17 protein-coding genes and 2 tRNA genes are annotated in these 24267 nt (G+C 56.7%); 11 read left to right on the top strand and 8 right to left on the bottom strand.

What is annotated here, in order from left to right:
• Positions 1-152 precede the first annotated feature (152 nt).
• Complete coding sequence (locus FHS27_RS23415; RefSeq protein ID WP_184307563.1) at positions 153-404, top strand: hypothetical protein; 252 nt, start codon at positions 153-155, stop codon at positions 402-404.
• 212 nt (positions 405-616) lie between these two features.
• Complete coding sequence (locus tag FHS27_RS23410; protein WP_184307561.1) at positions 617-841, top strand: DUF4314 domain-containing protein; 225 nt, start codon at positions 617-619, stop codon at positions 839-841.
• A 280-nt stretch (positions 842-1121) separates the two neighbouring features.
• Here the strand turns inward: FHS27_RS23410 and FHS27_RS23405 are convergent.
• Positions 1122-1195, bottom strand: a tRNA-Arg gene (locus tag FHS27_RS23405).
• A gap of 216 nt (positions 1196-1411) precedes the next feature.
• Between FHS27_RS23405 and lysS the strand changes: the two genes are divergently transcribed.
• Positions 1412-2992, top strand: a complete 1581-nt coding sequence (gene lysS / locus FHS27_RS23400; RefSeq protein ID WP_184307559.1) for a lysine--tRNA ligase — start codon at positions 1412-1414, stop codon at positions 2990-2992.
• Between the two features lie 234 nt (positions 2993-3226).
• Here lysS and FHS27_RS23395 read toward each other — a convergent pair whose 3' ends face one another.
• Both FHS27_RS23395 and FHS27_RS23390 read right to left on the bottom strand, forming a co-directional pair.
• Positions 3227-3970 carry a hypothetical protein gene (locus tag FHS27_RS23395; RefSeq protein WP_009101691.1) on the bottom strand — a complete coding sequence of 248 codons (744 nt, stop codon included), beginning with the start codon at positions 3968-3970 and terminating at the stop codon, positions 3227-3229.
• Between the two features lie 147 nt (positions 3971-4117).
• Entirely contained in the window at positions 4118-5929 is a 1812-nt protein-coding gene (locus tag FHS27_RS23390) for a sensor histidine kinase (protein ID WP_009101692.1), read from the bottom strand.
• A 300-nt stretch (positions 5930-6229) separates the two neighbouring features.
• Between FHS27_RS23390 and FHS27_RS23385 the strand changes: the two genes are divergently transcribed.
• Positions 6230-7792, top strand: coding sequence for an SHD1 domain-containing protein (locus FHS27_RS23385; protein ID WP_246420694.1), 1563 nt, complete (start codon positions 6230-6232; stop codon positions 7790-7792).
• 472 nt (positions 7793-8264) lie between these two features.
• Here FHS27_RS23385 and FHS27_RS23380 read toward each other — a convergent pair whose 3' ends face one another.
• From FHS27_RS23380 to infC, 3 genes are all read right to left on the bottom strand, one after another.
• Entirely contained in the window at positions 8265-9506 is a 1242-nt protein-coding gene (locus tag FHS27_RS23380) for an NAD(P)-binding domain-containing protein (protein WP_184307557.1), read from the bottom strand.
• Between the two features lie 105 nt (positions 9507-9611).
• On the bottom strand, positions 9612-9977 hold the full coding sequence (locus FHS27_RS23375) for a hypothetical protein (protein ID WP_184307555.1): 366 nt from the start codon (positions 9975-9977) through the stop codon (positions 9612-9614).
• Between the two features lie 601 nt (positions 9978-10578).
• Positions 10579-11109: a translation initiation factor IF-3 gene (gene infC / locus FHS27_RS23370; protein WP_009101700.1), complete on the bottom strand. Its 531-nt coding sequence runs from the start codon at positions 11107-11109 to the stop codon at positions 10579-10581.
• Positions 11110-11511: 402 nt separating this feature from the next.
• Between infC and FHS27_RS23365 the strand changes: the two genes are divergently transcribed.
• Both FHS27_RS23365 and FHS27_RS23360 read left to right on the top strand, forming a co-directional pair.
• Positions 11512-11585, top strand: a tRNA-Val gene (locus FHS27_RS23365).
• A gap of 542 nt (positions 11586-12127) precedes the next feature.
• On the top strand, positions 12128-12874 hold the full coding sequence (locus tag FHS27_RS23360; protein WP_184307553.1) for a DJ-1/PfpI family protein: 747 nt from the start codon (positions 12128-12130) through the stop codon (positions 12872-12874).
• A 56-nt stretch (positions 12875-12930) separates the two neighbouring features.
• Here FHS27_RS23360 and pdxR read toward each other — a convergent pair whose 3' ends face one another.
• A complete protein-coding gene (pdxR, locus tag FHS27_RS23355) occupies positions 12931-14406 on the bottom strand; it encodes a MocR-like pyridoxine biosynthesis transcription factor PdxR (protein WP_184307551.1) in 1476 nt (491 codons plus the stop codon).
• 114 nt (positions 14407-14520) lie between these two features.
• Here pdxR and FHS27_RS23350 point away from each other — a divergent pair, with 114 nt between their 5' ends.
• The 3 genes from FHS27_RS23350 to FHS27_RS23340 all read left to right on the top strand — a co-directional run bounded on the left by FHS27_RS23350 (position 14521) and on the right by FHS27_RS23340 (position 17165).
• On the top strand, positions 14521-14997 hold the full coding sequence (locus tag FHS27_RS23350) for a carboxymuconolactone decarboxylase family protein (protein WP_184307549.1): 477 nt from the start codon (positions 14521-14523) through the stop codon (positions 14995-14997).
• A 42-nt stretch (positions 14998-15039) separates the two neighbouring features.
• A complete protein-coding gene (locus FHS27_RS23345) occupies positions 15040-15939 on the top strand; it encodes a hypothetical protein (protein WP_246420692.1) in 900 nt (299 codons plus the stop codon).
• A gap of 212 nt (positions 15940-16151) precedes the next feature.
• A complete protein-coding gene (locus FHS27_RS23340) occupies positions 16152-17165 on the top strand; it encodes a serine/threonine protein kinase (protein ID WP_184307547.1) in 1014 nt (337 codons plus the stop codon).
• A 911-nt stretch (positions 17166-18076) separates the two neighbouring features.
• Here FHS27_RS23340 and FHS27_RS23335 read toward each other — a convergent pair.
• Positions 18077-18451, bottom strand: coding sequence for a hypothetical protein (locus FHS27_RS23335; protein WP_246420690.1), 375 nt, complete (start codon positions 18449-18451; stop codon positions 18077-18079).
• A 1153-nt stretch (positions 18452-19604) separates the two neighbouring features.
• On the opposite strand from FHS27_RS23335, the gene FHS27_RS23330 reads away from it, so the two are divergent.
• Both FHS27_RS23330 and FHS27_RS23325 read left to right on the top strand, forming a co-directional pair.
• Positions 19605-22502, top strand: a complete 2898-nt coding sequence (locus tag FHS27_RS23330; protein ID WP_184307690.1) for a DUF1592 domain-containing protein — start codon at positions 19605-19607, stop codon at positions 22500-22502.
• Between the two features lie 178 nt (positions 22503-22680).
• On the top strand, positions 22681-24138 hold the full coding sequence (locus tag FHS27_RS23325) for a DUF1552 domain-containing protein (RefSeq protein ID WP_184307545.1): 1458 nt from the start codon (positions 22681-22683) through the stop codon (positions 24136-24138).
• Positions 24139-24267: the final 129 nt, after the last annotated feature.

Here is a 24267-nt window from a genome sequence, read left to right as displayed (position 1 = left end):
CGTGCGTGTCGCACACACGGGGACATCCAGAAAGATTCAAAAATGAGGCAGAGTGTTGCCAGTTTCTCTTGAGTTCTCCGCGGGATCATGGCTTCATGTGTCTGAACGCAACGGACCGCAAATAACTCAAACCTTTGCACAGGATACCAACCATGGCCAAGACACAAGAAATCGCCGTCCGCCAAGACGCTCTTCGTACCGCGATGAAGAAGCTCGACGCGGACACCTACCAAACCATTCGCGAAGACTTCTACCGAATCGCGGACAACCTCAAACCGCTCGCCGACGCCCTTGAGATTGCCGACGCGGACGTCGGACCGGAAGGACCGCTTTTGGAAGAACACTACATCTTCATCCAAATGTACGACCTTCTGCGAAAGAGCGAACTCGGCGCGGTGGTTTGAACGAAAGCCGAAACGCCGGCGTGGACGCCGACGTTTTGGTACCGCTCGGGTTCTAACCCAAACGCCGCCGAAAACGCCCGACATTGGTAACGTGCGGGCGTTTTTTCGTGAGTGCGGAAACTGCTACCAAGCCAAACCAAACGCACCACACTGGCCGACAGCGGGCCAGGTTTTTATTCAGACCCAGCAAGCCACCAACGAGGAACTCAGCCATGACGACACCACTCAAGTCAGGCGATCGAATTCGGCTGATCTCGATGACCGACGATCCCGACCCAATCCCGATTGGAGCGACCGGAACTCTGACGGGGCTGTACCCGCAAAGCGGGTGGACCCAGGTTGACGTCGAATGGGACAACGGCCGATCGTTGATGCTTTCAATTCCGCCGGACGTTGTCGAACGCATCGAGTCACCGAAAGATGCTCCAAGCTGTTAACCCGAGCATGATTTTTCGCCGTCCGGCTCGGAGAAGCCGAAGCAAACGGCGAATGAACTTAGAGCGCGGCTGAAAGGCGAGAGCGCGATAGTCTCGGCGGAGATTCGCCAATTTTGGGTCGCGAGGGCTCAACCGTGCCGGCGCGATAGAGATCGCCGAGACTCTCTCGATTGCAGAAACCCTACAAAAGACGTGCGTTTTTCGTGGCGAAAATGACGCCACGACCTTGGGCACTCTGAGCGAACCGGCGTGGCAGCCTTGGTTCGCAGATTGAAAAGAGTACACCCGGCGGGATTCGAACCCACAACCTTCGGCTTCGGAGGCCGACGCGCTATCCAATTGTGCCACGGGTGCGGCGGACGAATCTTGGGAGCCGATTCGTTGAGAAATGCTGAGAATCACGCGGGCGATGGGCCCCGCCGCGCTCTCGAGCCAGGACGCAGTTTGACGGAAATCGGTCCACTCCGCCAGATGCGTTCTGCGTCGGCTTGCGTCCTTCGTCGGCGAAATCCACAATCTGTGCCGCACGATTGATTCCGCCCCTCTCCTTTTTTAACGATCCGATCCGCTGTGGCTGATTCTCCCTCCCCAAATACGAACGCCGATAACCCCGATTTGACCGATCCGCACGCGGCCCGGCGGCACAAACTCGCCGAATTGGTCCAACGCGGCATCGATCCGTGGGGGCAGCGGTTTGATGATCGCGATCTCAATGGCGAATGCCGAGCCCGAATCGGGGAAGTCAAATTTGTCACCAAAGAAGGCGAGACGCTCGAACTGCCGGACGTCGAGAGTCCCGATGTGGACTACCGTCAGTGGAAAACCGACAACGGTCCCGGCGAGGAAGTCGGCCCGACAGTCCGCGTGGCTGGGCGAATCATGTTGGCGAGAACGGCCGGCAAACTGATCTTCCTAAACCTGCGAGATTGGACCGGCGATATCCAGATCTTCATCGGTAAGAAACAAGTCGGCGAAGAAGATTTCGAGCTCGCAAAACTGTTCGACCTCGGCGATTTGGTCGGAGTCGAAGGTCGGCTGGGGCGAACCAACACGGGTGAGTTGACCGTGTTTGCCGAAAAACTTTTCATGCTCACCAAAATGTTGGAAGTTCCACCGGAGAAGCACGCCGGGATGACCAACATCGAGCTGCGGCAAAGGATGCGTTACGCCGACCTCGCGTTCAACGACGGTGTCATGCAAACGTTCCTTGATCGGACCAAGATCATCAAGAGCGTGCGTTCAACGCTCGACGATCGTGGCTTCTGCGAAGTCGAAGGGCCCACGCTGCATACGATCCCCGGTGGAGCCGCGGCGCGTCCGTTCGAGACGCACCACAACGCGCTCGATATGAAATTGACGATGCGGATCGCGCTCGAGTTGCACTTGAAGCGATTGATGGTCGGCGGCATGGAACGCGTCTATGAACTCGGACGGGTTTATCGCAACGAAGGTTTGTCGCCACGGCACAACCCCGAGTTCACGATGATCGAAATCTATCAAGCGTACGGCAACTACGAATCGATGATGGAATTGACCGAGCGGATCATTTGCGATGCACTCGACAAGATCGGTGGTGGTTACAAACGTGAGTACAACGGTCAGGAAATCGATTTCACGCCACCGTTCCAACGGGCCACCTACGCGGAACTGTTCGAGAAAGCGACCGGTATCAATCCGACCGATGAAGACGCCGTGATGAGTTTGGCGGCGAAGTTGCAAATCGACACGAACGACAAACACCCCGACGTGATCCGCAACGAAATCTTCGAAGAGAAAGTGGAAGATTCGTTGCAAGGGCCGATCTTTGTGATCGATTATCCCGCCAGCATCTGCCCGTTGACCAAACGCAAACGCGACAACCCTGAGATCGCTGAACGATTTGAATTGTTCATCTGCGGCATGGAGCTTGCCAACGCGTACACCGAACTCAACGATCCCGATCTGCAAGAGGAGTTGTTCAAGACTCAGCTCGCCGGACTCGAGGAAGAAGACTCGATGGCGAAGATGGACCACGATTTCGTGCGAGCATTACGTTACGCAATGCCGCCGGCCGGTGGGCTCGGAATCGGCATCGACCGGCTCGTGATGGTGCTCACCAACAGCAAGTCAATCCGAGACGTGATCCTGTTCCCAGTGCTGCGTCCGGAGTGAGTCGCGCCTCGCGGTAACATGCTCGCGACGAGTGACCCCCGTCGCGAGATCACGGCCAGGTGTTGGTGAGTACACTGTCTAAAAAGAGATAGCTGATATCGCTAGGCTTCGCGGAGTTGAATTCTGGCGAATGTCGCTTCATCGACGGTGGCTCTGGCTCTGGCTCTGGCTCTGACGACGGTGGCGGTGGCGGTGGCTCTGGCGACCGCTAACAGGGAAACGCTCCGGCGGGCTTCACCGGATCGCGATTGCCGTTTGCAACGGACGCAGCACCGATTCGACGAGGTATTCGTCCACGAGGTCGCGGCATAGTCCGGCGAGACGATTGAACTCGCTCGCATAGCTTTCGTTCGCCCCGAGCGAATCGTAACGGCGTACCATCAGGTACACGCTCAGCGGTTCTTCGCTGAACTCACCCGAGCGAACTTGGAACGCTGTCGTGCGAGTTTCGAAACTGATCCGGCACTGCGTCCGGCAATCGTCATCGAGCGAAAACTGAATCGCGGGTTCGTTGGACAGGATTTTCCCGTACGGCAGGTTCGTGAACTTGTCGAGACCTGGGGCGACGCCGATCGCCTCGTGAAGGATCTCGTTGTGGTTGCCTTTGCACGCGAAATCGAAGCCCAACATGACGCTGAGTGATTCGCAGTCGAGCGGGCTGATCGAGAGCTCGTAGGGCACCATTTCCAAGATGGCATGATGCTGTTCGCACGCGTCAGTGTACGACTCCGGATTGACCATCCCGCTGTTGATTCGTTTCGGTTCGGTCGAAACCCAGCGATAGGTGCCGCCGTCTTTTTCTTCTTCGAGAACGAACTCGTCTTTCTCCCGGCAGTAGAAGTTCGACATGGTCGGATATCGTTTCCGAACCTGTTCAAAATAGTGCAACACCGATTCGCGTCCTTGCGGCAGTTCCATTTCGGTGGACAAATTCATGTTGACGTAATATTCGTCACCGAAGACGCCGTAATCGCTCATGCAGTTGGATTCTCGTTTTGGGAGGAGAAGAGAAGAGTAAACACTTTTACGCCAGCCGACCGGGCCTGGCAATCACACAGACAATCGGGATGGAAATTGGATCGGGAAAACACGAGGATTTTCGATTGAGAGGTTTGATTCGAAGGTTCAGTTCATCGCCGCGATCGGGTTGACCGTCATGGTCGATCCGGCAATCGGGGAGTCGTCGTATTCCTGTTCGCCGAGTCGATACGGCAAGGTCACCCAGAACGTGCTGCCGCGTCCCAATTCGCTCTGGAAGTCAATTTCGCCACCGAGCAGAATCGCGAGTTCTTTGACGATCGAAAGCCCGAGGCCTGTGCCGGCAAATTCGCGGGTCAGGCCGTCGCCGTCGAGAACTTTTTTGCTCTGACGGAATTTCTGGAAAATGATCGGTTGGTCTTCTTCGGCGATCCCGACTCCGGTATCGGTTACCGACATGCGGAACCGCCCGTCGTCCAGGTCGACTACTTTGACGGTGATCATGCCGCCCTCGGGGGTGAACTTGATCGCGTTGCTGAGCAGGTTGTTGATGATCTGGCCAAACTTGTTGGGGTCTTGATAGGCCAAAGGCAATTCGTCTGGTACGTCAACGGAAAGGGAGATGTTCTTGTCCTCCGACAGCGATTGAATCATGTCGCACTGGGCGCTGATCAAACGCGAGAGTTTGAACTCGCTGCGGCGGACCTCCATCTTGCCCGCTTCGACTTTTGCCAAATCCAGAATGTCGTTAATCATCTCGAGCAGCAATCGGCCGCTCTTTTGAATATTGGTCGCATAACGGCGTTGTTTGTCTTCGAGTGAATCGATTCCCTGCAGCACCTCGGAGAACCCGATGATGCTGTTCAGCGGCGTGCGCAGCTCATGACTCATGTTGGCCAGGAAGTCCGTCTTCAATCGGTTTGCTTCGTAGAGTTGCAGGTTCAATTGAGCGAACTGATCGACACGGGCGTCGAGTTCGCGGTTGACGCTCTGCAGTTGAGTTTGGGTTTCGGTGAGGTGGCGGAGCATCCGGTTGAACGCATCGGCGAGTTCGCGGAACTCATCCTCGGTATCGATCACCGCGCGTTGGTTGGTATCCCCGTGCGTGATCGCGTCGCTGACGTCGCGGAGGTGAAGCAGCGGTTGCAGCACGAGGTAGCGGACGATCGCGTGCAGCACAAACAGTGTCACGGCCACGATGAGCATGGCCATCGCGACGACGGTCGCGCGGATCTGTGTCGTGTCGTTGAGGATTTTCTCGTCCGGCATGCTGACCCGTTTGACACGAAACGGCAACTGAGCCGCTCGCATTTCGGGATCGACGTCCGGCGAAAGTGCGATGGTGGCGCCGGTGGGCGTGTGGCAGGCGATGCAATCTTGGGTGATGAAAACCGGTTCGTAATAGACATAACGACCTCGCACCGGGCCAATCGATTTGAACAGCGGGCGGTTGCCCGGTCCGATACGACTCATCGCGGCGTCATCGGCCAGGTTCACCGGTTGGGCGAGTCCCGGTTGGTCCTCGCTGAGGCGGTTGGCCATCCGGGCACGGAACAGCGGTTCGAGTTCTTCGAGGAGTTGGCGTTCGGTTTCGGAGGCCGGCGGTTTCGGCGGGGCGAGATTGTCGAACGGTTGGGGATCTTCGAGGCCGAGAATGTCGAACTCGATATCTTCGCTGAGCAGTTGGGAGCGAAGGGCTTCGACTTTTTGTCGTTTGAGATCCTGTCCGTCGGAGGGGCCGTCCTCGTTGTAGATGGCGTTGGTGTGCAGCAGCATCATTTCCGTCGCCGCGGCGTCTCGAGCCTGTTGTTGGGTCGTCATGCTGACGAATCGGTCGGCCAGCAACAGCACGACGCAGAACGCCCCGCACATCAGCACGACGAGAGCCGAGCCGAAGAACAGCAAACATTTGCGTTCCAGGCTCATCGACGAGAACAGGCCTTGGACGAACCTCAGCATCGGCAGAACGGTGGGATGGGGGACGGTGTGGCGGCGAAACCCATTTTCGCACGCCAGCCCTAGTTTGACTGAAAGCGGCCGCGGTGACGAGGCGAATCCTCCTAATCCAAGCTTTTCCTACGAACTGAATATCTGTTCTAGTTCCTTCATTTTCACCCGCTCAAGCGGAACTGCCGAGGATTTGATGCTTGTTTGCCCCTTGCCTGATAATTAGGATGCGTGAGTATTGTCAGGGAAGACACAGAGTTAACGTGCCGAATTTGCCTACTTTTGACCTTAGCAACTCCTTCCGAGACAATGATGAAGCGTTCAATTCGCCGAGCCATGCGTTGGACCCTCGTGGTCACGTTGGCCACTTTCCTCAGTGCTGGCCCCGTTTCGGCTGGTTGGCTGATCAAACGCATGCGAGGCTGCGATCCCGCACCCGCCTGCTGCCCCGAGCCCGCCTGCCCCGCCCCTCCGGTCTGCTGCCCCGAGCCGCCTACGTGCTGCCCTGAGCCAGTTTGCTGCCCAGAGCCCGTGTGCTGCCCAGAGCCCGTCTGCACTCCTGAGCCGATCTGTTGCCCCGAACCGATCGCAATCGAATCGGCACCCGTGACGGATGCCGGTTGCTGTGGCGGATCGGTTGCCATCGAAACCGTAATCCCGCACGAAACCGTCGTCCCGATGGACTCGTCGATCCCTTCGCTCGAAGACGCCCAAGTTTTCGAATCGCCTAGCTTGGATTCCGATGCTGGCAAGACATCCGCCGCCAAGCCGCCAACGGAAGATTCCTCCAGCAGCGACGGTGATTCGGTCATGAGCGACGACGAGGCCAGCGAGCCGAGCCCGTTTGAACAGGCTCCGCCCGCACCCGCTCCCGAGCCGACTCCCGATCCGGTCGTCGACGCGGCCCCCGTCGAGCCCGCACCTGCCGCGCCAGTCGCTGAGCCAGAACCGGCACCGGAACCAGAACCCGCTCCCGAACCAGAACCAGAACCAGAACCGGCTCCTGAACCTGAGCCCGCTCCCGAACCTGAGATGACTCCTGAGCCAGAACCGGCCCCTGAGCCCTCGGTCGACGACCTGTTCGGTAGTGACCCTGAGCCACAGGAAGCCGAGGCTCCGTTCGAAATGCCCGCCGAACCGGAAGCACCTGCGACCGAATCGGTCGATGACTTGTTCGGTGGCGGCGCTGACATGCCCGCAGCCGATCCCGCACCAGCCGATGGTGGCGGAATCGACGATCTCTTCGGCGGCGATTCCGCAGTCGAAGAGCCCGCAATGCCTGCCGACGATGGAGGAATCGATGACCTGTTCGGTGCCCCTGCCGAAGCAGAGCCGGCTGCCCCAGCAAACGACAGCAGTATCGATGATCTCTTCGGAGCACCCGCCGAAGGCGAAATGACACCGGATGACGCCTCGGGCGGAATCGACGACCTGTTCGGCGAACCACCTGCGGAACCGGAAATGCCAGAAACTCCGGCTGATGGAATCGATGGCCTGTTCGGTGATCCGCCTGCCAGCGATGCGAGTGACGCCGGAATCGAAGACCTGTTCGGGCAAGCTCCCGTCGAAATTGAAACTCCGCAACCGGCACCTGTTGCCAAAGCCGCACCGCAGAAGACCGTGTCGAAGCCACAATCGGCTCGCTCGCTGACCGCGATTGATCAAACCGAAGTTCGAACTTGGGTCGACAACACCGGAACGTTCCGCACCGAAGGCCGCCTGATCAAGATCGGTGACGATCACGTCAAGTTGCTCAAGGCCAACGGCAAAACCTGCACGGTGCCAATGACCCGATTGAGCGACGAGGACAGCGATTATGTTCGCAAAATCGCCGATCGCATGGACATGTTCGTGATCGCGATGGCGGCTAAATAAGCCTCGATGAAATCACGATCGCTCTGATCGAACGTTAGCAATACGAAACGCGTCAGTGAGAAGTCTCTTCTCGCTGACGCGTTTTTTCGTTTCCGAGAACAGCTTGCCGAACCAAGCATCGTCACGTAGCCCGCTCTCGCCGAGAGCAGCAATCGTTGCCAGTACTTTGCGACTCAGAAATGGTGATAACCACCGACGGGCTGGTCTACGCCGAAGGCGTTTCAGAGATTAGCCGGCAGTCGAGCGAAGCGAACACTGCCGGATCGATGTGACGACGACGCAATCGACCCCGAAGGTGGTCGTAGCAATATCGCCGCTGGTTTCTGCGCCCCATTCGGGGTCGAGAAGTTGTGGTTTGGCCTCGTTCTCCGTGGGGGCGCTACGCGACCTTCGGCTATTGTCTTCGATCCCTTCGGGATACGTGCGTGAGTTAAAGCAAGCGATCACGTTAACTCATCAACCCGTTAACCCATCAACTCTCCGGTTGCAGTTCAATCCGCTGGCGTAATCCTTGGTCGCCCCTCGGCGAGTTGGCTCGCTCCGGATCTCCGTGACTCTGATGTGTGGCACCCTTTGAGTCTGCTCGCGAGGATCGTTCGCGACAGAGATGGTCGGCGATCTTTGCGGGATGATCGTGACAATTTTCAAGGAAGATTTGGTAGCGGCTGCTCTGCGTTCCTCCGATCGCGGTCCCCGCGACGTAGATGCCGGCGCGTGGCGTTTGCATGGTCTCGGCGTCGTACAGCGGGGCGCCCGAGGGTAGGTCCGAAACGATGTCAAGTTGCCGAAACAGCGACGTGTTCTGGCGATAACCGATCAATGGCAGGACATCATCGAACTCGACCGATCGTCGATGGGGTTTACCATCGTCGTCCGTTGTTTCCAGCGAAACGGCGTGCTCGGTGATCTCAGTGACGCGTGACCGGAAGAATGCCTGCACCGACCCGCTGCGAATCAGCCCTTCGATCTCGGGCCGCAGCCAGTACTTAATTCCATCGTCGGGCAACTGGTCGCGGTGGTAGCACAGCGTCACGTTGGCGCCGCCGCGATGAAGTCGGATTGCGGCTTCGACGGCGCTATTGCGGCCACCGATGATTAAAACGTTGCGACCGTGATAGCGATGCACCTCGCGAAGGTATCCGTCGACATGCGGTAGGTCCTCGCCGGGTACCCCGAGTCGGTTAGGGAAGTCGGTGCCGCCGATCGCGAGGATCACCGCGTGCGTGTCGAGGAAGTAATCGGGGGGCGGGTCATGATCGGTTGCGGCGGCGCGACGACTGATTCCCAATCGCCAACGAGGGGCGAGGGCCGACTCGGCTTTCGTTTGCCCGTCCGCGACGCCGTTTGTCAGGCCGCCGCCGGTGTCCGAATCGTTTGAGCCAGTGTTTGCGCTGTCGTCTATCGGCCGAATCGAAACGACGCGGCGGAACGTCGTGATGGGCACATGGAATTGATCCACCACCCCGCGTAGATAGTTCAGATACTCTTCGCGGCTCGCTTTGGCTTGGTCGACCGTATGCAAAGGAACGCCCGCAATCGCGATGCGGTCGTTGCTGCTGAACCAGCGAGTTTGGGGGGCCCACCAAGAGATCGTGTGGCCCACGGGACCGGCATCATAGACGTGTGTCTCGATGCCGCGATGTTGCAGTTCGATCGCCGTTTCGATGCCGATGGGGCCGGCACCGATGACAACCGTTTCGACGAACTCGTTCACTTAGAGCGTTTCTGCAAATGACGTAGGTTTTGAAAGGTATCTACGTTTGCCAGAGCGTGTTCCACCGCCTAGCGACGGTGGCCCGTGGCAACGAGGCAGACGCTCTTAGTAGCCGATATAGCCAACCGGAGCGACACCGAAGTTAACGCTCACGCCATACCCGCCGTAACCTGCCCGGTAGGAGCCGTAGCTCGGATACGATCCGTATCCTGCTCGGTAGGGTGACACCGCCACAGGAGCGACAACCGGTGCTACGACGACGGGGCGATAGACGCGGCGTACCGGGGCGACGTATCGAGGAACGGCGTACCCATAGGCAGGTCGGTAAACGCGAACCGGTGCAACGGCAGGGCGATACCCGTAGCCGTATCGATAACCCCAACCCGCGTCAGCGGAGGAGGATGCGAAGGTGGTGGCGGTCAATGCGACTGCGCCAACCAAAAGGAGCGAACGCCATTTTAAACCAAGCATTAAATTTTCTCCCCCAGAAGGGACGTGTGAGCGACTAACTGTGAATCTGCGGGTAATTGTAGCAACCAGCAAACTGGATCAACCGTTTAATGCAAACTTTGTTGCACCGACGGACAGAAAAATGACGTCGTTCTCGAAAAAATGCTGAAATGACCTGGAATCACATCGGATTCCACGGTGCGTCAACTTGACGCGGTTGGTCACGCGGGATCGCCGTGTTCGGACAGATCGCCCCGCCTCGTCAACGAGATGATGCAGTCGATCCTATTTTCCGCATTACGAACGGTTCGCGGCCGCAGCGTTAGAGGCTGCTTGCGGCTTCGTTTGCATTGAGCAATCGGCTGCGAAATTGGGGGATGAGCGTCGTTTCGCGAGTGCGTCTTCGCGGCACCGCCCGAGCCGGAGGTTTACGAGCCCGGGAAGCGAGAAGGAGATTTTATCTCCTTCACTCGCCCACGTTCCGGGCCGATTTCGGCATAACGGATGAGGCACTGCAAAGACGCACACCTCAACGAGATCGTCAGCCTACGAGCCCGCCGGTTCGAGTAACCGAGAGTCTCGGCTCGGTATCATGTTGCCCGAGGGGCTGTTTCGCCCGGGGTCATTTCGGGGCGATCATGCAGATCATTCGGCGTCCATGCTGCTGCGGCTTGGTTTCGACCTTGCCGTGTTCGCTGAGGATTTCGATGACCTGTTCCATGACCTTGCGGCCTTCTTCGATGTGGGCCATTTCGCGGCCACGGAAGAGAACGCTGACCTGGACTTTGTCCTTGTGCTCGAGGAATTTCTCGGCCTGGCGGACTTTCGTGCGGATGTCTTCGTCGCCCGTTTTAGGACGCAAGCGAATTTCCTTCGTCTTGGTATGCGAAGAACCGCTGTTTTTCTTTTTGTTCTTGTCGTATTTGAACTTGCCGTAATCCATGATTCGGCAGACCGGTGGCCGTTCGCCGGGGGCGACTTCGACAAGATCCAGTCCCGCGTCGCGGGCCCTTTCGAGTGCTTGTTCGGTTGGAATGATTCCGAGCTGTTCGCCCGTTTCACTCACCACACGGATCGGGGTAATACGAATTTGTTGGTTGATTCGCGTCGCATCGCGAGTTTCCGGTTGGACGTTTCGTCGTGCCAATGCCACTAAAGCAATCTTCTCCGGCCGGGGGCGTTCCGGCACAAAAGGTAAGAAATGAAAAAAGGTTCGCCGACAATGGCGTCGGAATTCCCCTTTTCGAATGTAGTCCGTAAACTGAGGTCACGCTCGAAAGGCCGCTGATTCGTAGCAGTTTCGGGAAAAAGACCGAGAAAGCACCGTGAATCCGCTGGCTCAAACCGGCGTCAACCCCAATTTACCCAAAGTATCCGGTTCAATGAGGGTGTGAGTCAACAGCGATTCAGCAGATTTTAACGGTTTTGTCGGTGTTTTGGGGCCACTTGACGCGCCCGCACTTCCAACGCAAACTACGCACCCGTCAAACAAATGGCTTCGTTGGACCGACCGCAGGTCGATGTCCGAAGACCATTGCTACCTGACAACTCAGTCGGGCGATTAGCTCAGTTGGTTAGAGCGCCACGTTGACATCGTGGAGGTCACAGATTCGAGTTCTGTATCGCCCACTCGAAAAGAGCCCGCAACACGCGGGCTTTTTTTATGCGCCGAAAGTTCCCTTGCTGGCGAATCGGCGTCGTATTCCGGTTTTCACTCTCTCTGCAGGAAACACGGCGGGGGAACTTCCTGAAACGAGGCCTTTGCGTAGTCCCATGGAAACGACGTTTTGGGGCGTCCTCGCTAGTATCGACATCGTGAAGCTCTTAGGTTCGAGTTCGGTATCACCTACCCGGAAAAAGCTTGCAAAACGCAGGCCTTTTGCATCCGCCGATCGTTTGCCTGCGAACAATACGGCGCAGCAATCTCTTGTGCGACGCTGCCTCGATAAGTCCAAACACATAGGGAGCATCGAGCGCCTGTAGGATGGCACGAAGCCCAACGCCGTTTGTGACGTTATTAAGAAGGGACGCTTATCGTGAAAGGAAAAAGTGGCTCTCTCGATCTCGGGGATTGTGGATCTGGTAAAGGTCCACTTGGTTTTGAGAATGGACGTCGATGAGAGCGGTGGGTCGCTCTGTTCCCTTTGGCGGTTTCTTAGAGAAGAATGAAAATGAAAACTTGGTTGGCTTGCGTCGTAGTGATGATCTCGTTTGGAACCGCGTGGGGCACTGTTTGTGCCGAGCATTCCGCGGCTGAGTCGGCGGAGACGTGTACGGTGAATGTGAAGGACAGCGTCAATCGATCGGGGTTTGACAAGTCGTTGCCGACGATCGGTGTCTTGCTGTTTGACAACGTTTTAATGACCGAAGTCACTGCACCGATCGACGTTTTTTCCAAACCGTCCAAGGACGGAAAGAAGCTTTTTAATGTCGTCACCGTCGCAAAGGCATTGCAGCCGGTGACGATGGAAAGCGGGTTGCGTGTCCTGCCCGACTATTCGTTTGACGATTGCCCGGAGCTCAACGTGCTCGTTGTCTCGAGTTCCTACGACATGGAGGCGGTTGTCGCGTCGGCCGAGATTGTGGAGTTTGTCAAGTCAAAGGGCGACGCCACCGACTTCACGATGAGCAATTGCGCGGGTGCTCACTTGATTGGTGCCTCCGGTGTAGCCGATGGTCGCAAAATTGTGACGTACATCGGTGGAGGTGAATTGCTCCAAGAGACGTATCCAGAACTTGTCGTGCAAGACGACAGCCAAGTCAGTTTCGTTCGCGACGGCAAAATGATTTCCTCCAACGGCAATCTCGCCAGTTACATCTCGGCGCTCGAGTTGCTCGAAGAAATGACGAATCGTGAGCATCGCGAGTTTGTCGAATCGCATCTGTATCTCGAACGACTCAGGAAGTACACGCGGTAGTCATTGCGAGCAGCCCCGCAACGTGAGTCGCGTGCGAATTGGGCTCCTTGTCATCGTTACAGCTCTTTGGCCCAGCGGCGAACGGTTCGTTGAATCGTGGTTTTGTCGAAGGCGGCAAACCCCAGGATCATTCCGCTGGCATCGCCGGAACGCGAATACATGCTGACGGGATGGAACTCGACTTTGGCACGCATGGCTGCGGAGATCAGCTTGTCTTCGGCTGCTTTCGTGACGCCGCGGGCGACCAGGTGCATTCCCGATTCGGGTTGTTCGACTTCCACGACGCCGCCGAGATGTTTTTGCAAAGCTTCAAACAACACCGTTTGACGCTCCGAATACAGCGATCGCATGCGTCGAATGTGTTTGACGAAGTTGCCTGATTCGATGAACCGGTGCAGCACCATTTGAACCACCGGCGGTGACGCGCGATCTTGCAAGAAACGAGCGTAGGCAAACGTCTTCGCTAGCGACGGCGGGACGATCAGAAAGGCCAACCGAATCGCCGGGAAGAGCATCTTGCTGAATGTGCCCATGTAGATTGTGCGACCGGAGGAATCCAGGCCGCTGAGCGAAGGGTGCGGACGACCCGTGTATCGGAACTCACTGTTGTAGTCATCTTCGACGATCCAGCTCTGGTGTCGTTGTGCCAATGCGATTAATTCCAGCCGGCGGTTCAGACTCATCGTCATCCCCATCGGCCACTGGCCACCGGGTGTCACGCAAATGAGTTTGGGGGACGTGTGTCGGCGGGATTGATGCGGCAGTTGGATGCCTTCGCAGTCTAGTGGCACGGGCACGACGTTCGCACCGGCGACATCCAGCAGCCGATTCGCGGGCGCGTTGCCAGGTTCTTCGACCCACACCGTGTCGTTTCGTTCTAACAGCAATTGAGAGATCAGCGTCACCGCTTGTTGAGCCCCGGAAGTGATCACGACTTGATCGGCGTGGCAGGAAAAGCCACGCGAGACGGCCATGTATTGGGCGATCGATTCCCGCAGCGGTTGATATCCCTGCGGATCACCTAACGTCAGGTGTTTGGTGGACCACCGCGACTGTTCATTGGTAAAGCGATTCCAGACCTCGAGGGGGAACTCGCCGATCGCGGGCAAGTGAGGAGTGAACGCTTTCGGGTTTGGATTTGCCGCGGGCATCCAGGCGGCTTCGGCTGCGAACTGGTGTCCCAAATCGGAAAGGCAATCCGCGGCATCGAATCGTGGAGTCGCGGGACCGGTGGCCGAGTCAAACTCAAAGGCTTGCGGCGGCATCTTGGCCACCCGCGTGCCGCTGCCGCGGACGGATTCCAGATAACCTTCTGAAATCAACTGCTCGTACGCGGCCAGCACCGTGTTGCGAGACACGCCAACGGCGGCAGCAAAATTGCGGCTTGAGGGAACGCGGTCTCCCGGGAGCAGCGTCCGGCTGGAGATGGCACGTCGCAGTTGGTTTTCGAGTTGTTGATAAACCGGTGTTTTTGAATCCGTGCTGAACTGAATCGAATCGAACTCAAAGCGTTCCTTTCGGGGGCGAGTCATCGCATCTCAAAGTGGTTCTGGCGGTTTGTTGAAAAATGGATCTGTTTTGGGGCCACTCGGGGCCTAGGATTCTACAACGAATCAACGCTCGATCGATGGAAACGGAGAAAGAAAATGCGGGCCGACTACTTTCAACTGATCTCCAAAGAGATCAAGCAGCTTTCTGGCGTCGAGGCGACCATGGCGTCGTACCCGATGAGCCAGCAATTATTGGAGCTGGTGAAACTGCGGGTGTCGCAGATCAACGGATGCGCGTTTTGCGTCAGCCTTCACACGCAGCAACTTCGACTGTTTGGTGAAACGAACGAACGCATCGATTTGGTGAGTGTTTGGGAAGAAGCACCGTGTTACACGGAACAGGAACGAATTGCGTTCCGTTGGGCCGAAACGCTGACGCGGCTAGCCGAAGGCGATGGCGTGAGTGATGAACTTTACGAAGCGACGGTCCGTGAGTTCGGAGAAGAAGGCATCAGTCGGCTAAGCATCGCAGTGGCCATGATCAACATCTGGAATCGGTTGGCGGTTCCGTTTCAAACCGATCACCAATATATCGAACCATTGCTGAAGAAGCCCGCTGACGCGATCTCGTAGAGCGCGTTCGCGTTCTGTTGCCCGGGTTCCTATAATCGCAGCATGACTGCGAACCCCTTGAACACTCGACTCCGTATTTGCTCTGTCCGTCGACTGCGTGTTTGGATCGCGTTGTTGCTGATCGCGTCGTTGGTCGTTGGTTCTGCGGCCGATGAGCCGCGCGGAGTGAATTCGCACCAGATGACCGCGCAGCGTTGGCGAGGCCGAACGTTGGAGGCGGTTGCGGAACAGATTCACAGTGCCCGTTCGGATAGCGAGCGTCGCGAATACGAAGCCAGGCGGTCGTGGCTTCGCCGATGGGAGCCGGGACAAATGCCCTCGGCGCCTGCGGACGCACCCGATGAATCGGGACTGGTCGAAGAGCCGCGATTAGGGGAATTGGAGCGTCCGGAATCGGTTGACGCGAGCGTTTGGCAATCCATGGTTGCGATGCAGGATCGGTTGTTCGTGACAGATAACGACGATGAACGCAAAGAAAACTTGCCAACCACCATCGAACTGGCCCACCAACTGGAGGCCGCGATGTCCACGCAGTTTGCGGACGAATCAAATTCGTTGGCAACGCCGATCGCTTGGGCGATCGCGTACACGCGATACCGGTTGGGGCGAGCGTTGGCTTATCGCGAGTTGCCGGAGGTTCGAGAGGCGTGGCCGATTTCTGATCCGGATCGATATGAAGACGAACTCAACGACGTCTTTGAACGGCTTGCCGAGCAAACTAAGGGCAACCGCCGCGAGTTTATCTTGTTGCAGGATCGGATGTTTCGACGGGCGGGAAAGAAAGGTCGCGCCCTCGAATTATTGGAAGCGAACCGACGTTCGATCGATCCGAAATGGTACCTTAAGAAGCGACGTGATTTGCTACAAGAACTCGGCTGGGATCCACCGTATCGCGAAGCGGCCCAGTTATACCTCGAGGCCGGTTACGATGATGAGTCGTGAAATGCTTTTGCGGGTAGCGATTGGTTAGAAGCAGCGTCGAGGTTGCTGGCGGGCTCGCGTCGCACTGAGGCTTTGTTCATTGTTTGCGAACCGGCGGCAGCGGGCGTTTTCATTTGCTAGCCCGCGGCGCCAGTAACAGATTTCGTATCTGAAGTCGCTTCCGCGTTTATCTCGACTTCTATGTTAACTCCAACAAGCGGCCATTCCTGCGAATGATGCTATCTCTCTCTAACACCGATATTCAGCTCCCGTCGCCCCGGCCACAGGGGCTCGCCAAATACAGCGACCTGACTGAGATGGCTCGTGGCGGAAACGGCGTGTTGTATTCCGCGTACGATCAAATCGTTGGCCGCACCGTTGTGCTGAAAATGCTGTTGCCCGAACACCGGCTCGACCGTGCGTTTCGACGTCGCCTGCTGCGTGAAGCACGAGTGACGGCGCAACTCGAACACCCGGGGACTGTTCCTGTCCATGAAATCGGGGAGGACGAAGAATACGGGATTTATTATGCGATGAAACGGATCTCGGGTGAGAACTTTTTCTCGGTGCTTCGCCAACTCGCAAAGGGTGACGAGGATGTGGCAGCAGCCTTCCCGCTGGATCGACGGATCGAAATCGTTCGCGACACCTGCCAAACGCTCGTGTTTGCGCACGCGGCAGGTGTGATTCACCGCGATGTGAAGCCCGAGAACATTTGGGTCGGCAACTTCGGTGAAGTCACCCTGTTGGACTGGGGCGCGGCAAAGGTTTGGGGTGAGTCGGCGCTGGACGAAGGTCGATACCTGGCTTCCCCGGTACGTCGCAAGCCACCGGCGGACGATTCGCTGACCGTCGAGCATGGCGAGCCGAGTTACGAGCTGCCGACATTGACGCCCGCGAACCAGTTGATCGGGACCCCGACTTACATGTCTCCCGAACAGATTGCGAACCGAGACATCGATGAACGCAGTGATGTGTTTTCCGCGGGAGTGTGCTTGTACGAGGCGATGGCGATCGCGGAACCGTTTCGCGGAAAGAACCGCGACGAAACGTTCGACAACATCTGCATGCGCCAGCCCACACCGCCAAGCGAACGTTCGCCCAAACAACACATTCCGGTCGAGGCCGACCGGATCGTTTTCAAAGCGATCGCGAAACAAACGGCAAACCGATATCAGTCGATGCGTGAACTGATTGCGGACTTAGATGATCTGTTGATGATCGTCCGGCAGGAAGAATCCGGGTAACGAATAACTCACGGGCATCGTGGGCTTTGATGGAATGGTTCGCGGTTGATCGATGTGTGGTCGTTTTTTTGACCACGAAAGGTACGAACGACACGAAAATTTGCGGGCGGGGGTGTGGGTTCGTGTGGTTCGTGTGGTTCGTGTGGTTCGTGTGGTTCGTGTGGTTCGTGTGGTTCGTGTGGTTCGTGTGGTTCGTGTGGTTCGTGTGGTTCGTTTTTGTGGGGTTGGGTTTGCTCGTTTGAATTCGGCGCGGATTGGGTTGGTGTTGCGGAGGGGGGCTGGGCGTGTTGGTGCCGGTTTTTTTTGACCACGAAAGGTACGAACGACACGAAAGTTTGGGGGCGGGGTTGTGGGTTCGTGTGGTTCGTTTTTGTGGGGTTGGGTTTGCTCGTTTGAATTCGGCGCGGTTTTGGGTGGTGTTGTGGAGGGGAGGGATGGGCGTGTTGGTGCCGTTTTTTTTGACCACGAAAGATTCGAACTGCACGAAAGTGTTGCTTTGGGTTTTGGTTTCGTGTGTTTCGTTTCTTTCGTGGTTAAATTTGCACGCCTGAATTTGGCATGGTTGTGGGTGGTGTTGCGGCGGGGAGGGATGGGCGTGTTGGTGCCGGTTTTGTTGACCACGAAAGGTTCGAACTGCACGAAAGTGTTGCTTTGGGATTTGGTTTCGTGTGTTTCGTTTCTTTCGTGGTTGAATTTGCACGCCTGAATTTGGCGCGGTTGTGGGTGGTGTTGTGGAGGGACGGGCGTGGTGGTGCCGTTTTTTTTGACCACGAAAGGTACGAACGACACGAAAGTTTGGGGGCGGGGTTTTGGGTTCGTGGGGTTTGTTTTTGTGGGGTTGGGTTTGCTTGTTTGAACTCGGTGCGGTTTTGGGTGGTGTTGCGGAGGGGAGGGTGGCGGCGAGGCGGGAGTTAGGATGAAGACGTGGGGGCGACTGGCTTTCGGATCGTCATCCAGTAGATCAGGATTGCCAGTGGGACGCCGCCGTTGGCAATTCGAATCAACGTTTCGGGCCAAGCATCGAAGCCGAACGCAGTCATTCTACTCGCTGCCGTCACCGAACCCCACACGACCATATAAAACGCCGCCCATCGTGAACGGATAAGCAGTAAGGCGAATGCGACAACGATGTCGGCAATACCGATCGCGACTAGCAATTGTTCGGCCGTTGTTTGTGTGCAGCCCGAGTCCGACCACTGCATGTCTGACAAAAGGATCAGATCCGTGAACGGCGCGTAACACTCGAACGCTTTGTAACCGTGGGCAGCGAACGTGAAAGGCGCCACCACTCAAACATGGAGCGCGACTCGTGTTCGCCGAGGTTGCGAGAAGGCACGCGTGTCGACGTCGAGTTTGGGGGCGACCTTGGTGGCATGTTCGCCGAATAAGTCGCCGGTATCGGAATCGTTAACGTGACCAGTGCCGCCGGGGGCCCTGTCACGTGCACCACTGAATATTGCGAGGGCGATCGGAGCGGCGTATTCATTCGGTTTCGTGATTGCACTTGGATGGATTGCTTACGTCCAAACCGGACGCGAGTGCTGTGCCGTTCACTTGTGAATGTGTGTCAAACGCGATGAAACAAGTGCTCGGTGGTCCATTGGAAAAGTTTTCTATGCATTTGCGAGATCATTCCGGTGTGACGCCGACACGCCGGTTATTTGGATTGATAGCAGATTGAACGATACAACTGATTCGCACCGCTATCGACAAAAAAGGACGCCAGTAAGTTTGTCGAAGGTATAGGAAGTGACGCGGACGGGCTCACCCGCGATTCAGAAAGCGACCGTGATCGAGAGGAGTGTCAAGCTCATAATGCGGCGTTGCGTTGATGTGACCTGGCGCACGGTTTTGCGTGCATTATTCATCTGGCTTTCTTACCACGCCGCTGTTGATCTCTTTTGCCGTATCCTCAACAAATTGATAGGCACGAATACAACGCGGTGGATATCGGTCTTTGTGCGCGTCGGGGTCTTTTTGAGCGAGTCTCAGCATAGTGTGCGTCTGGCATCATTCCCGATTTGATCTCGATCTGCGTCAACGAACCGTAGAGGCTCGTTAGTACTTAGCTCGCTCGAGTGGTTGTCGCGAAACGCAATCGGGTGATGGTTTTTGCGAGAATGCATTCATGTACCGTTTTGTGATGCTGGTATGCCGATCTGGTTTCTTATCTACGTGCTGATTTTTAGAGATTCGAAAGGTCGCTTTTTGCTCAACAGGGCATGGTTGCGCAGGGCTGTCGACCGTAGGCCTGTTCACACGAAATCTAACAGCCGAATTCACTTATGAAACTTGTTGATTTCTTGTATAGATTTAAACTGAGTGAACACAGAATGGTCCGGATACTCGTGGGCCGATTAGAAGTTTGGCGGCAATTCAAAAGGTTGGTTTTCGATGCGGTTACCCTGTCGCCCTCCACGATTTCCGCTCGTCTGCTGGATGTTCGTTTTTGTCGCGGTTTGGCCATTGAGTGTCATCGCGTTGGAAGGCGGGCTCGAGGTAGTTTTTGCTGCGGATTTGAAGACAGCCGGATTGGACGCGACCGCAATCGAAGCGGCTGATTCCGAACGTGAAGCCAACGCTGATCGAGCTGCTGAGTTGACGTTGGCGACCCTTCCATCGCTAAACGAATTGAAAGTGTTGGGGGCGAAGAAGTCGTCCTATCTCAAACCATCAAGGGCTGCTGTTAGTCAGCATTCGCAGCGTGATGCCTCGGTGTTTGATCAAACGATCAAACCGATTCTGAATGAGGCCTGCGTTGACTGCCACGGTCCCTATGGCGCCGAAGCTAGCTTTGACATCACCGCGATCGATCCCGACATGATCGATGGCGGAGACGCCGAATGGTGGCAAGAGGTGTTAGCGGCGTTGAGCAAAGGTGAGATGCCGCCGCCTGATGAGATGGAGATGGAGGATGAAGATCGGGCGACGGTCGTCGAATGGTTGAGCGATGAAATTCATTTCGCATCCATTGCGCGTCGGGCACGTGACTCTCACTCGTCGTTCCGCCGGCTAACGAAGTACGAATACAATTACGCCTTGCAGGATCTGCTCGGCGAGCCATGGGACTTCGCCAAAGACCTGCCACCGGAATCGGTCTCCGAGGACGGTTTCCAAAACAGTTCCGACTCGCTCCATCTTTCGGTATCCCAGTTCGAAACCTACCGGCAGCTCGCACGACGTGCGTTGGATCGAGTTACCGTACGTGGCCCACGCCCGGACATTGTTCGCTGGCGACATAGCATGTCGGATGCGGCCGCGATCGAGCAGCGAATGTATCAAGCAAAAGTCAAACGGCTGGAAAAGCGATTCGAAGACGACGCCGAGAAACGTGAAAAACAAATCGAGACGGCGACGAGGCTGTATCGAAATCCAGGGACCGGGCCGTACTACCTGAACGTCGCAACAGGAGAGAAGGCGCGTGCGAAATGGGAATACAACGGAGCCGTGTATGCGATCGAACCTGTCGATACCGCCAATGCGTCACAGGACGAACAGGAAGCATCTGCCTCGTCAGTCGCGCCCGTCGTCGAAGCGGCGACGCATGTCGCGGTGCTGCCAACGGGTAAACGATCCTATCTGACGATCGAACTGGGGAACCAAATTCCCGATGAAGGTTTGATGCGTGTTCGTGTCCGTGCGTCGCGTGGTCACGACCAAATGCGAATCCCCAGCATGCAGTTGGTTTTCGGCTGGCGTGCGACCAATGAGGGGCGTGCCGACGTGCGAGTCAGTAAGCGAGATACTCCAGTGACCGCCACCGCGGGAGCAGCGGAGACGTACGAATGGTTGATTCCGCTCGGTGAAATCGACCCGCGAAATGCCGAACGCAAGACATCGACCATGGGGCGATTTCCCAGTCCATCGGAATACATTCGTGTGGTCAACAGTTCGGTGTCAAAGGATAGCGACCAGCCCGCCGATATCGTGATCGAGTCGGTCGAGGTTGACGCGCCGATCTACGCCGAGTGGCCGCCCCAATCGCATCAGCTCATCTTTGCTGATCGAGAGCCCAACGAGGAGTTGTCACGCGAGGAAGAAGTCGACTACGCTCGCAGCATCCTGACGCGGTTCATGCCACGCGCGTGGCGATCGTCGGTGGATCCCGCCGCCGTGGAAAACAAAGTCGCTCTCTTTCAAGCGATGCGTGAGGGGAGTGAGGATTTTCAGGATGCGATGTTGGAGGTTCTAGCCACCGTACTGACGTCTCCCAAGTTCCTGTACTTCGCTCCCAGGGCGTTCACATCGACGGAAGTTTCAGTTCCGCCGGACACGCAGGTTTCGTCTCGTCAGCAGAATTCCGCGGACGTGAAGCCGCACGATCGTCAACTATCCGCGGAAGACCTCGCGACTCGGCTGTCGCTGTTCTTGTGGTGCAGCGTACCGGACGAGCGATTGTTGGAATTGGCCGCCTCGGGAACGCTGCATCAACCGAAGGTGCTGCTCGCGGAAGTGGACCGGATGCTCGCCGATCCGCGTCACGAACGTTTTGTCCGGCATTTTGTGGGGCAGTGGCTCGACCTCCGAGCACTGTCGTACTTGGCGGTCGATAAGAGCTTCTCGCAATTCGATCCGTCTTTGAAAGAAGCCATGCAACAAGAGCCTCGTGCCTTTTTCGCAGAACTGCTACGCACCGACGCGAGTGTCCTGGACATCGTCCATGCCGACTATGCCATGGTGAACGAACGGTTGGCGGTCCATTACGGAATCACGGGTGTGGAGGGCAATGAGTTTCGATGTGTTTCGCTAGATGACGATGCGGCACGCGGCGGTATTCTGACCCAAGCGGGATTGTTGGCGATGAATTCCGACGGTGAGCACTCGCACCCACTCAAGCGAGGCGTCTGGATACTGAAGTGTTTGCTGAATGATCCGCCACCACCGCCACCGGCAGCGGTCCCGGAGATCGATTTAGCAGATCCGGAAATTATGAAATTGACGCTGAAGCAACGCATCGAGGACCACCGCAATCAACCGGCCTGCATGTCGTGCCATCAAAAGATCGATCCGTGGGGAATCGCGTTTGAGAACTATGATGCGATCGGTCAATGGCGAGATGAGATCAAAGGGACACCGATCGATGCCAGTTCCGCGTTGTACAACGAACAAGTCTTGGATGGCGTTGAAGGGCTCAAACGCTATTTGTTGAACAGCCGTCAGGATCAAATCGTGCATGCGATGGTCGAAAAGCTCGCCGTCTTTGCCCTAGGGCGTCTGTTGGCCTTCAGTGACAGTGCGGCGGTCGACGAGGTGACACGGGCTGTGCGCCAAGACGGTGACGGATTGAAAACTTTGGTGCAGCGGCTTGTTACCAGTGATCTGTTCTTGTCGCCGTAGATACTGTCTCCGTAAGTGGTAACGCTGGCACGATGGTGCAGATCCTTGTTTTGCAATGACTGATGATTGTTTCCGATACTCAAGACTTTTGCTCGCCCAATCCTGTTCACAAACCTCCACAACGACTTGATTCGCAGCCGCGTTCAACACTCGCCCCGCCTTTTGTAGGAACGACACGATGAAACTGAATCTGGACTCATTGGACCGCCGACGTTTTCTACGTGGCGCTGGTGTGGCTCTTGCCTTGCCCGTGTTCGGCTCTACATCGAATTGGACTGCCATCGCTTCGGCCGGTGCATCCGCCGGGGTTCCGGAAACGTCCGGGCAGTCAGGTGCCAACGGTGATTCGCCGCGGGACGTGAAGCGATTGGCGTGTTTCTATTTTCCCGACGGGGTGCCGATGCCGTTGGCGGAGGACCCTGCCTATCAGGATTGGTCTTGGTTTCCTCATGGAAATGGCACCGACTTCACCTTCACGAAGTGCATGGAGGTCTTTCAACCACTGAGAAATCAGATCACGGTGCTGTCAGGGTTTTCTCATCCGGACGTGCGCCAGGTTCACGGTCACTCGAATGCGGATCAGTTTTTGACGGCGGCTGCCACGGGATCGGATGGGCCTTACAAAAACTCGATCTCGCTGGATCAGGTTTACGCGAACCACATCGGTGATCAGACGCGGTTCTCGTCTTTGGTACTGTCGACCGATGGGGGAACAGGGACACCGCGTGGCACGCACACGATGTCATTCTCCCGTACGGGGCGTGCGATCCCCGCCGAGCATCGGCCCAAGCGAGTGTTTGACATGTTGTTTGTCAAACGTGATGCCGATGCTGCGCGACGTTTGGCGTTGAGTAAAAGTGCGTTGGATGACTTGCTCGCCGATGCCAAGAGTCTGCGGCGTGACTTGAGTGGCGATGACCGCGAGCGTTTGGACGAATACCTCGATTCGGTCCGGCAAGCCGAACAGCGTGTTGAAAAAGCGAAACGTTGGATCAACACTCCGTTGCCGAATGTGGAGACTGGGGATCTCGATTTGGATGTGTCGCCGGAGGACCCGCAACGTTATGTTCAGACGATGTTTGAATTGATCTACTTGGCATTTCGCACCGATTCGACGCGGGTGGCGACGTACCAGATCGGTCGCGAGAACGCATTCGGCATCAGCGACCGTTTGGCTCGCGCGGTCGGATTCAATTTGGCTCACGCGTTGTCGCACGAAACCAAGCAACCCGGTGGCTGGGAACGGTTTTCGACCTATTGTGGATTCCTCAACCGAGAGTTCTATCGGTTTGCGTCGCGGCTTCAAGAGACTCCCGAACCGGCTGGCGAAGGCACGATGCTGGACAACACATTGTTGCTGCTCGGCTCCGCATCCAGCGCGTTCCACCTATCGCAAAACTATCCGGTCGTCCTGGCCGGTGGCAAGGCGATGGGCTTCAAGCACGGTCAGTTCCTCAACTACGCCGGTTCCGATGCCGTCGGTGGTTTATTCGACGGGGTGCCAGAGCCCTGGATGAAAGAACCGGCCAAGGACGATCAACCGCTGACGAAGGTTTTCGTCACAATGCTGCAGCAGTTGGGATTGGAGACAGAAAGTTTCGCCGGTCGCACCGGCGGGCTGTCAGAATTGGTTTAGTTGGAGAAGATCAGCGATCTCAAGTCTCTCAACACCGCAAAGTGTTTGGGGGAGGAAGAAATTTGTTTTCTTCGACCCCATTCGGGGGCGTGGTGTTTGAATGTTGTCACCGTATCCGTAGGTGCGCTG

The organism is Aporhodopirellula rubra, assembly GCF_014192335.1.
Taxonomy (GTDB): domain Bacteria; phylum Planctomycetota; class Planctomycetia; order Pirellulales; family Pirellulaceae; genus Rhodopirellula; species Rhodopirellula rubra.
The sequence above is the reverse complement of the archived record's forward strand: the minus strand, read 5'-3'. Positions and strand labels throughout refer to the sequence as shown.

Bases quoted from the DNA above. Each gene is read 5' to 3' on its own strand.
- FHS27_RS23415 (WP_184307563.1), top strand. From the start codon at position 153: ATGGCCAAGACACAAGAAATCGCCGTCCGCCAAGACGCTCTTCGTACC.
- FHS27_RS23410 (WP_184307561.1), top strand. From the start codon at position 617: ATGACGACACCACTCAAGTCAGGCGATCGAATTCGGCTGATCTCGATG.
- FHS27_RS23395 (WP_009101691.1), bottom strand. From the start codon at position 3,970: ATGAGCGATTACGGCGTCTTCGGTGACGAATATTACGTCAACATGAAT.
- FHS27_RS23390 (WP_009101692.1), bottom strand. From the start codon at position 5,929: ATGCTGAGGTTCGTCCAAGGCCTGTTCTCGTCGATGAGCCTGGAACGC.
- FHS27_RS23385 (WP_246420694.1), top strand. From the start codon at position 6,230: ATGAAGCGTTCAATTCGCCGAGCCATGCGTTGGACCCTCGTGGTCACG.
- FHS27_RS23375 (WP_184307555.1), bottom strand. From the start codon at position 9,977: ATGCTTGGTTTAAAATGGCGTTCGCTCCTTTTGGTTGGCGCAGTCGCA.
- FHS27_RS23360 (WP_184307553.1), top strand. From the start codon at position 12,128: ATGAAAACTTGGTTGGCTTGCGTCGTAGTGATGATCTCGTTTGGAACC.
- pdxR (WP_184307551.1), bottom strand. From the start codon at position 14,406: ATGACTCGCCCCCGAAAGGAACGCTTTGAGTTCGATTCGATTCAGTTC.
- FHS27_RS23350 (WP_184307549.1), top strand. From the start codon at position 14,521: ATGCGGGCCGACTACTTTCAACTGATCTCCAAAGAGATCAAGCAGCTT.
- FHS27_RS23345 (WP_246420692.1), top strand. From the start codon at position 15,040: ATGACTGCGAACCCCTTGAACACTCGACTCCGTATTTGCTCTGTCCGT.
- FHS27_RS23340 (WP_184307547.1), top strand. From the start codon at position 16,152: ATGATGCTATCTCTCTCTAACACCGATATTCAGCTCCCGTCGCCCCGG.
- FHS27_RS23330 (WP_184307690.1), top strand. From the start codon at position 19,605: ATGTTCGTTTTTGTCGCGGTTTGGCCATTGAGTGTCATCGCGTTGGAA.
- FHS27_RS23325 (WP_184307545.1), top strand. From the start codon at position 22,681: ATGAAACTGAATCTGGACTCATTGGACCGCCGACGTTTTCTACGTGGC.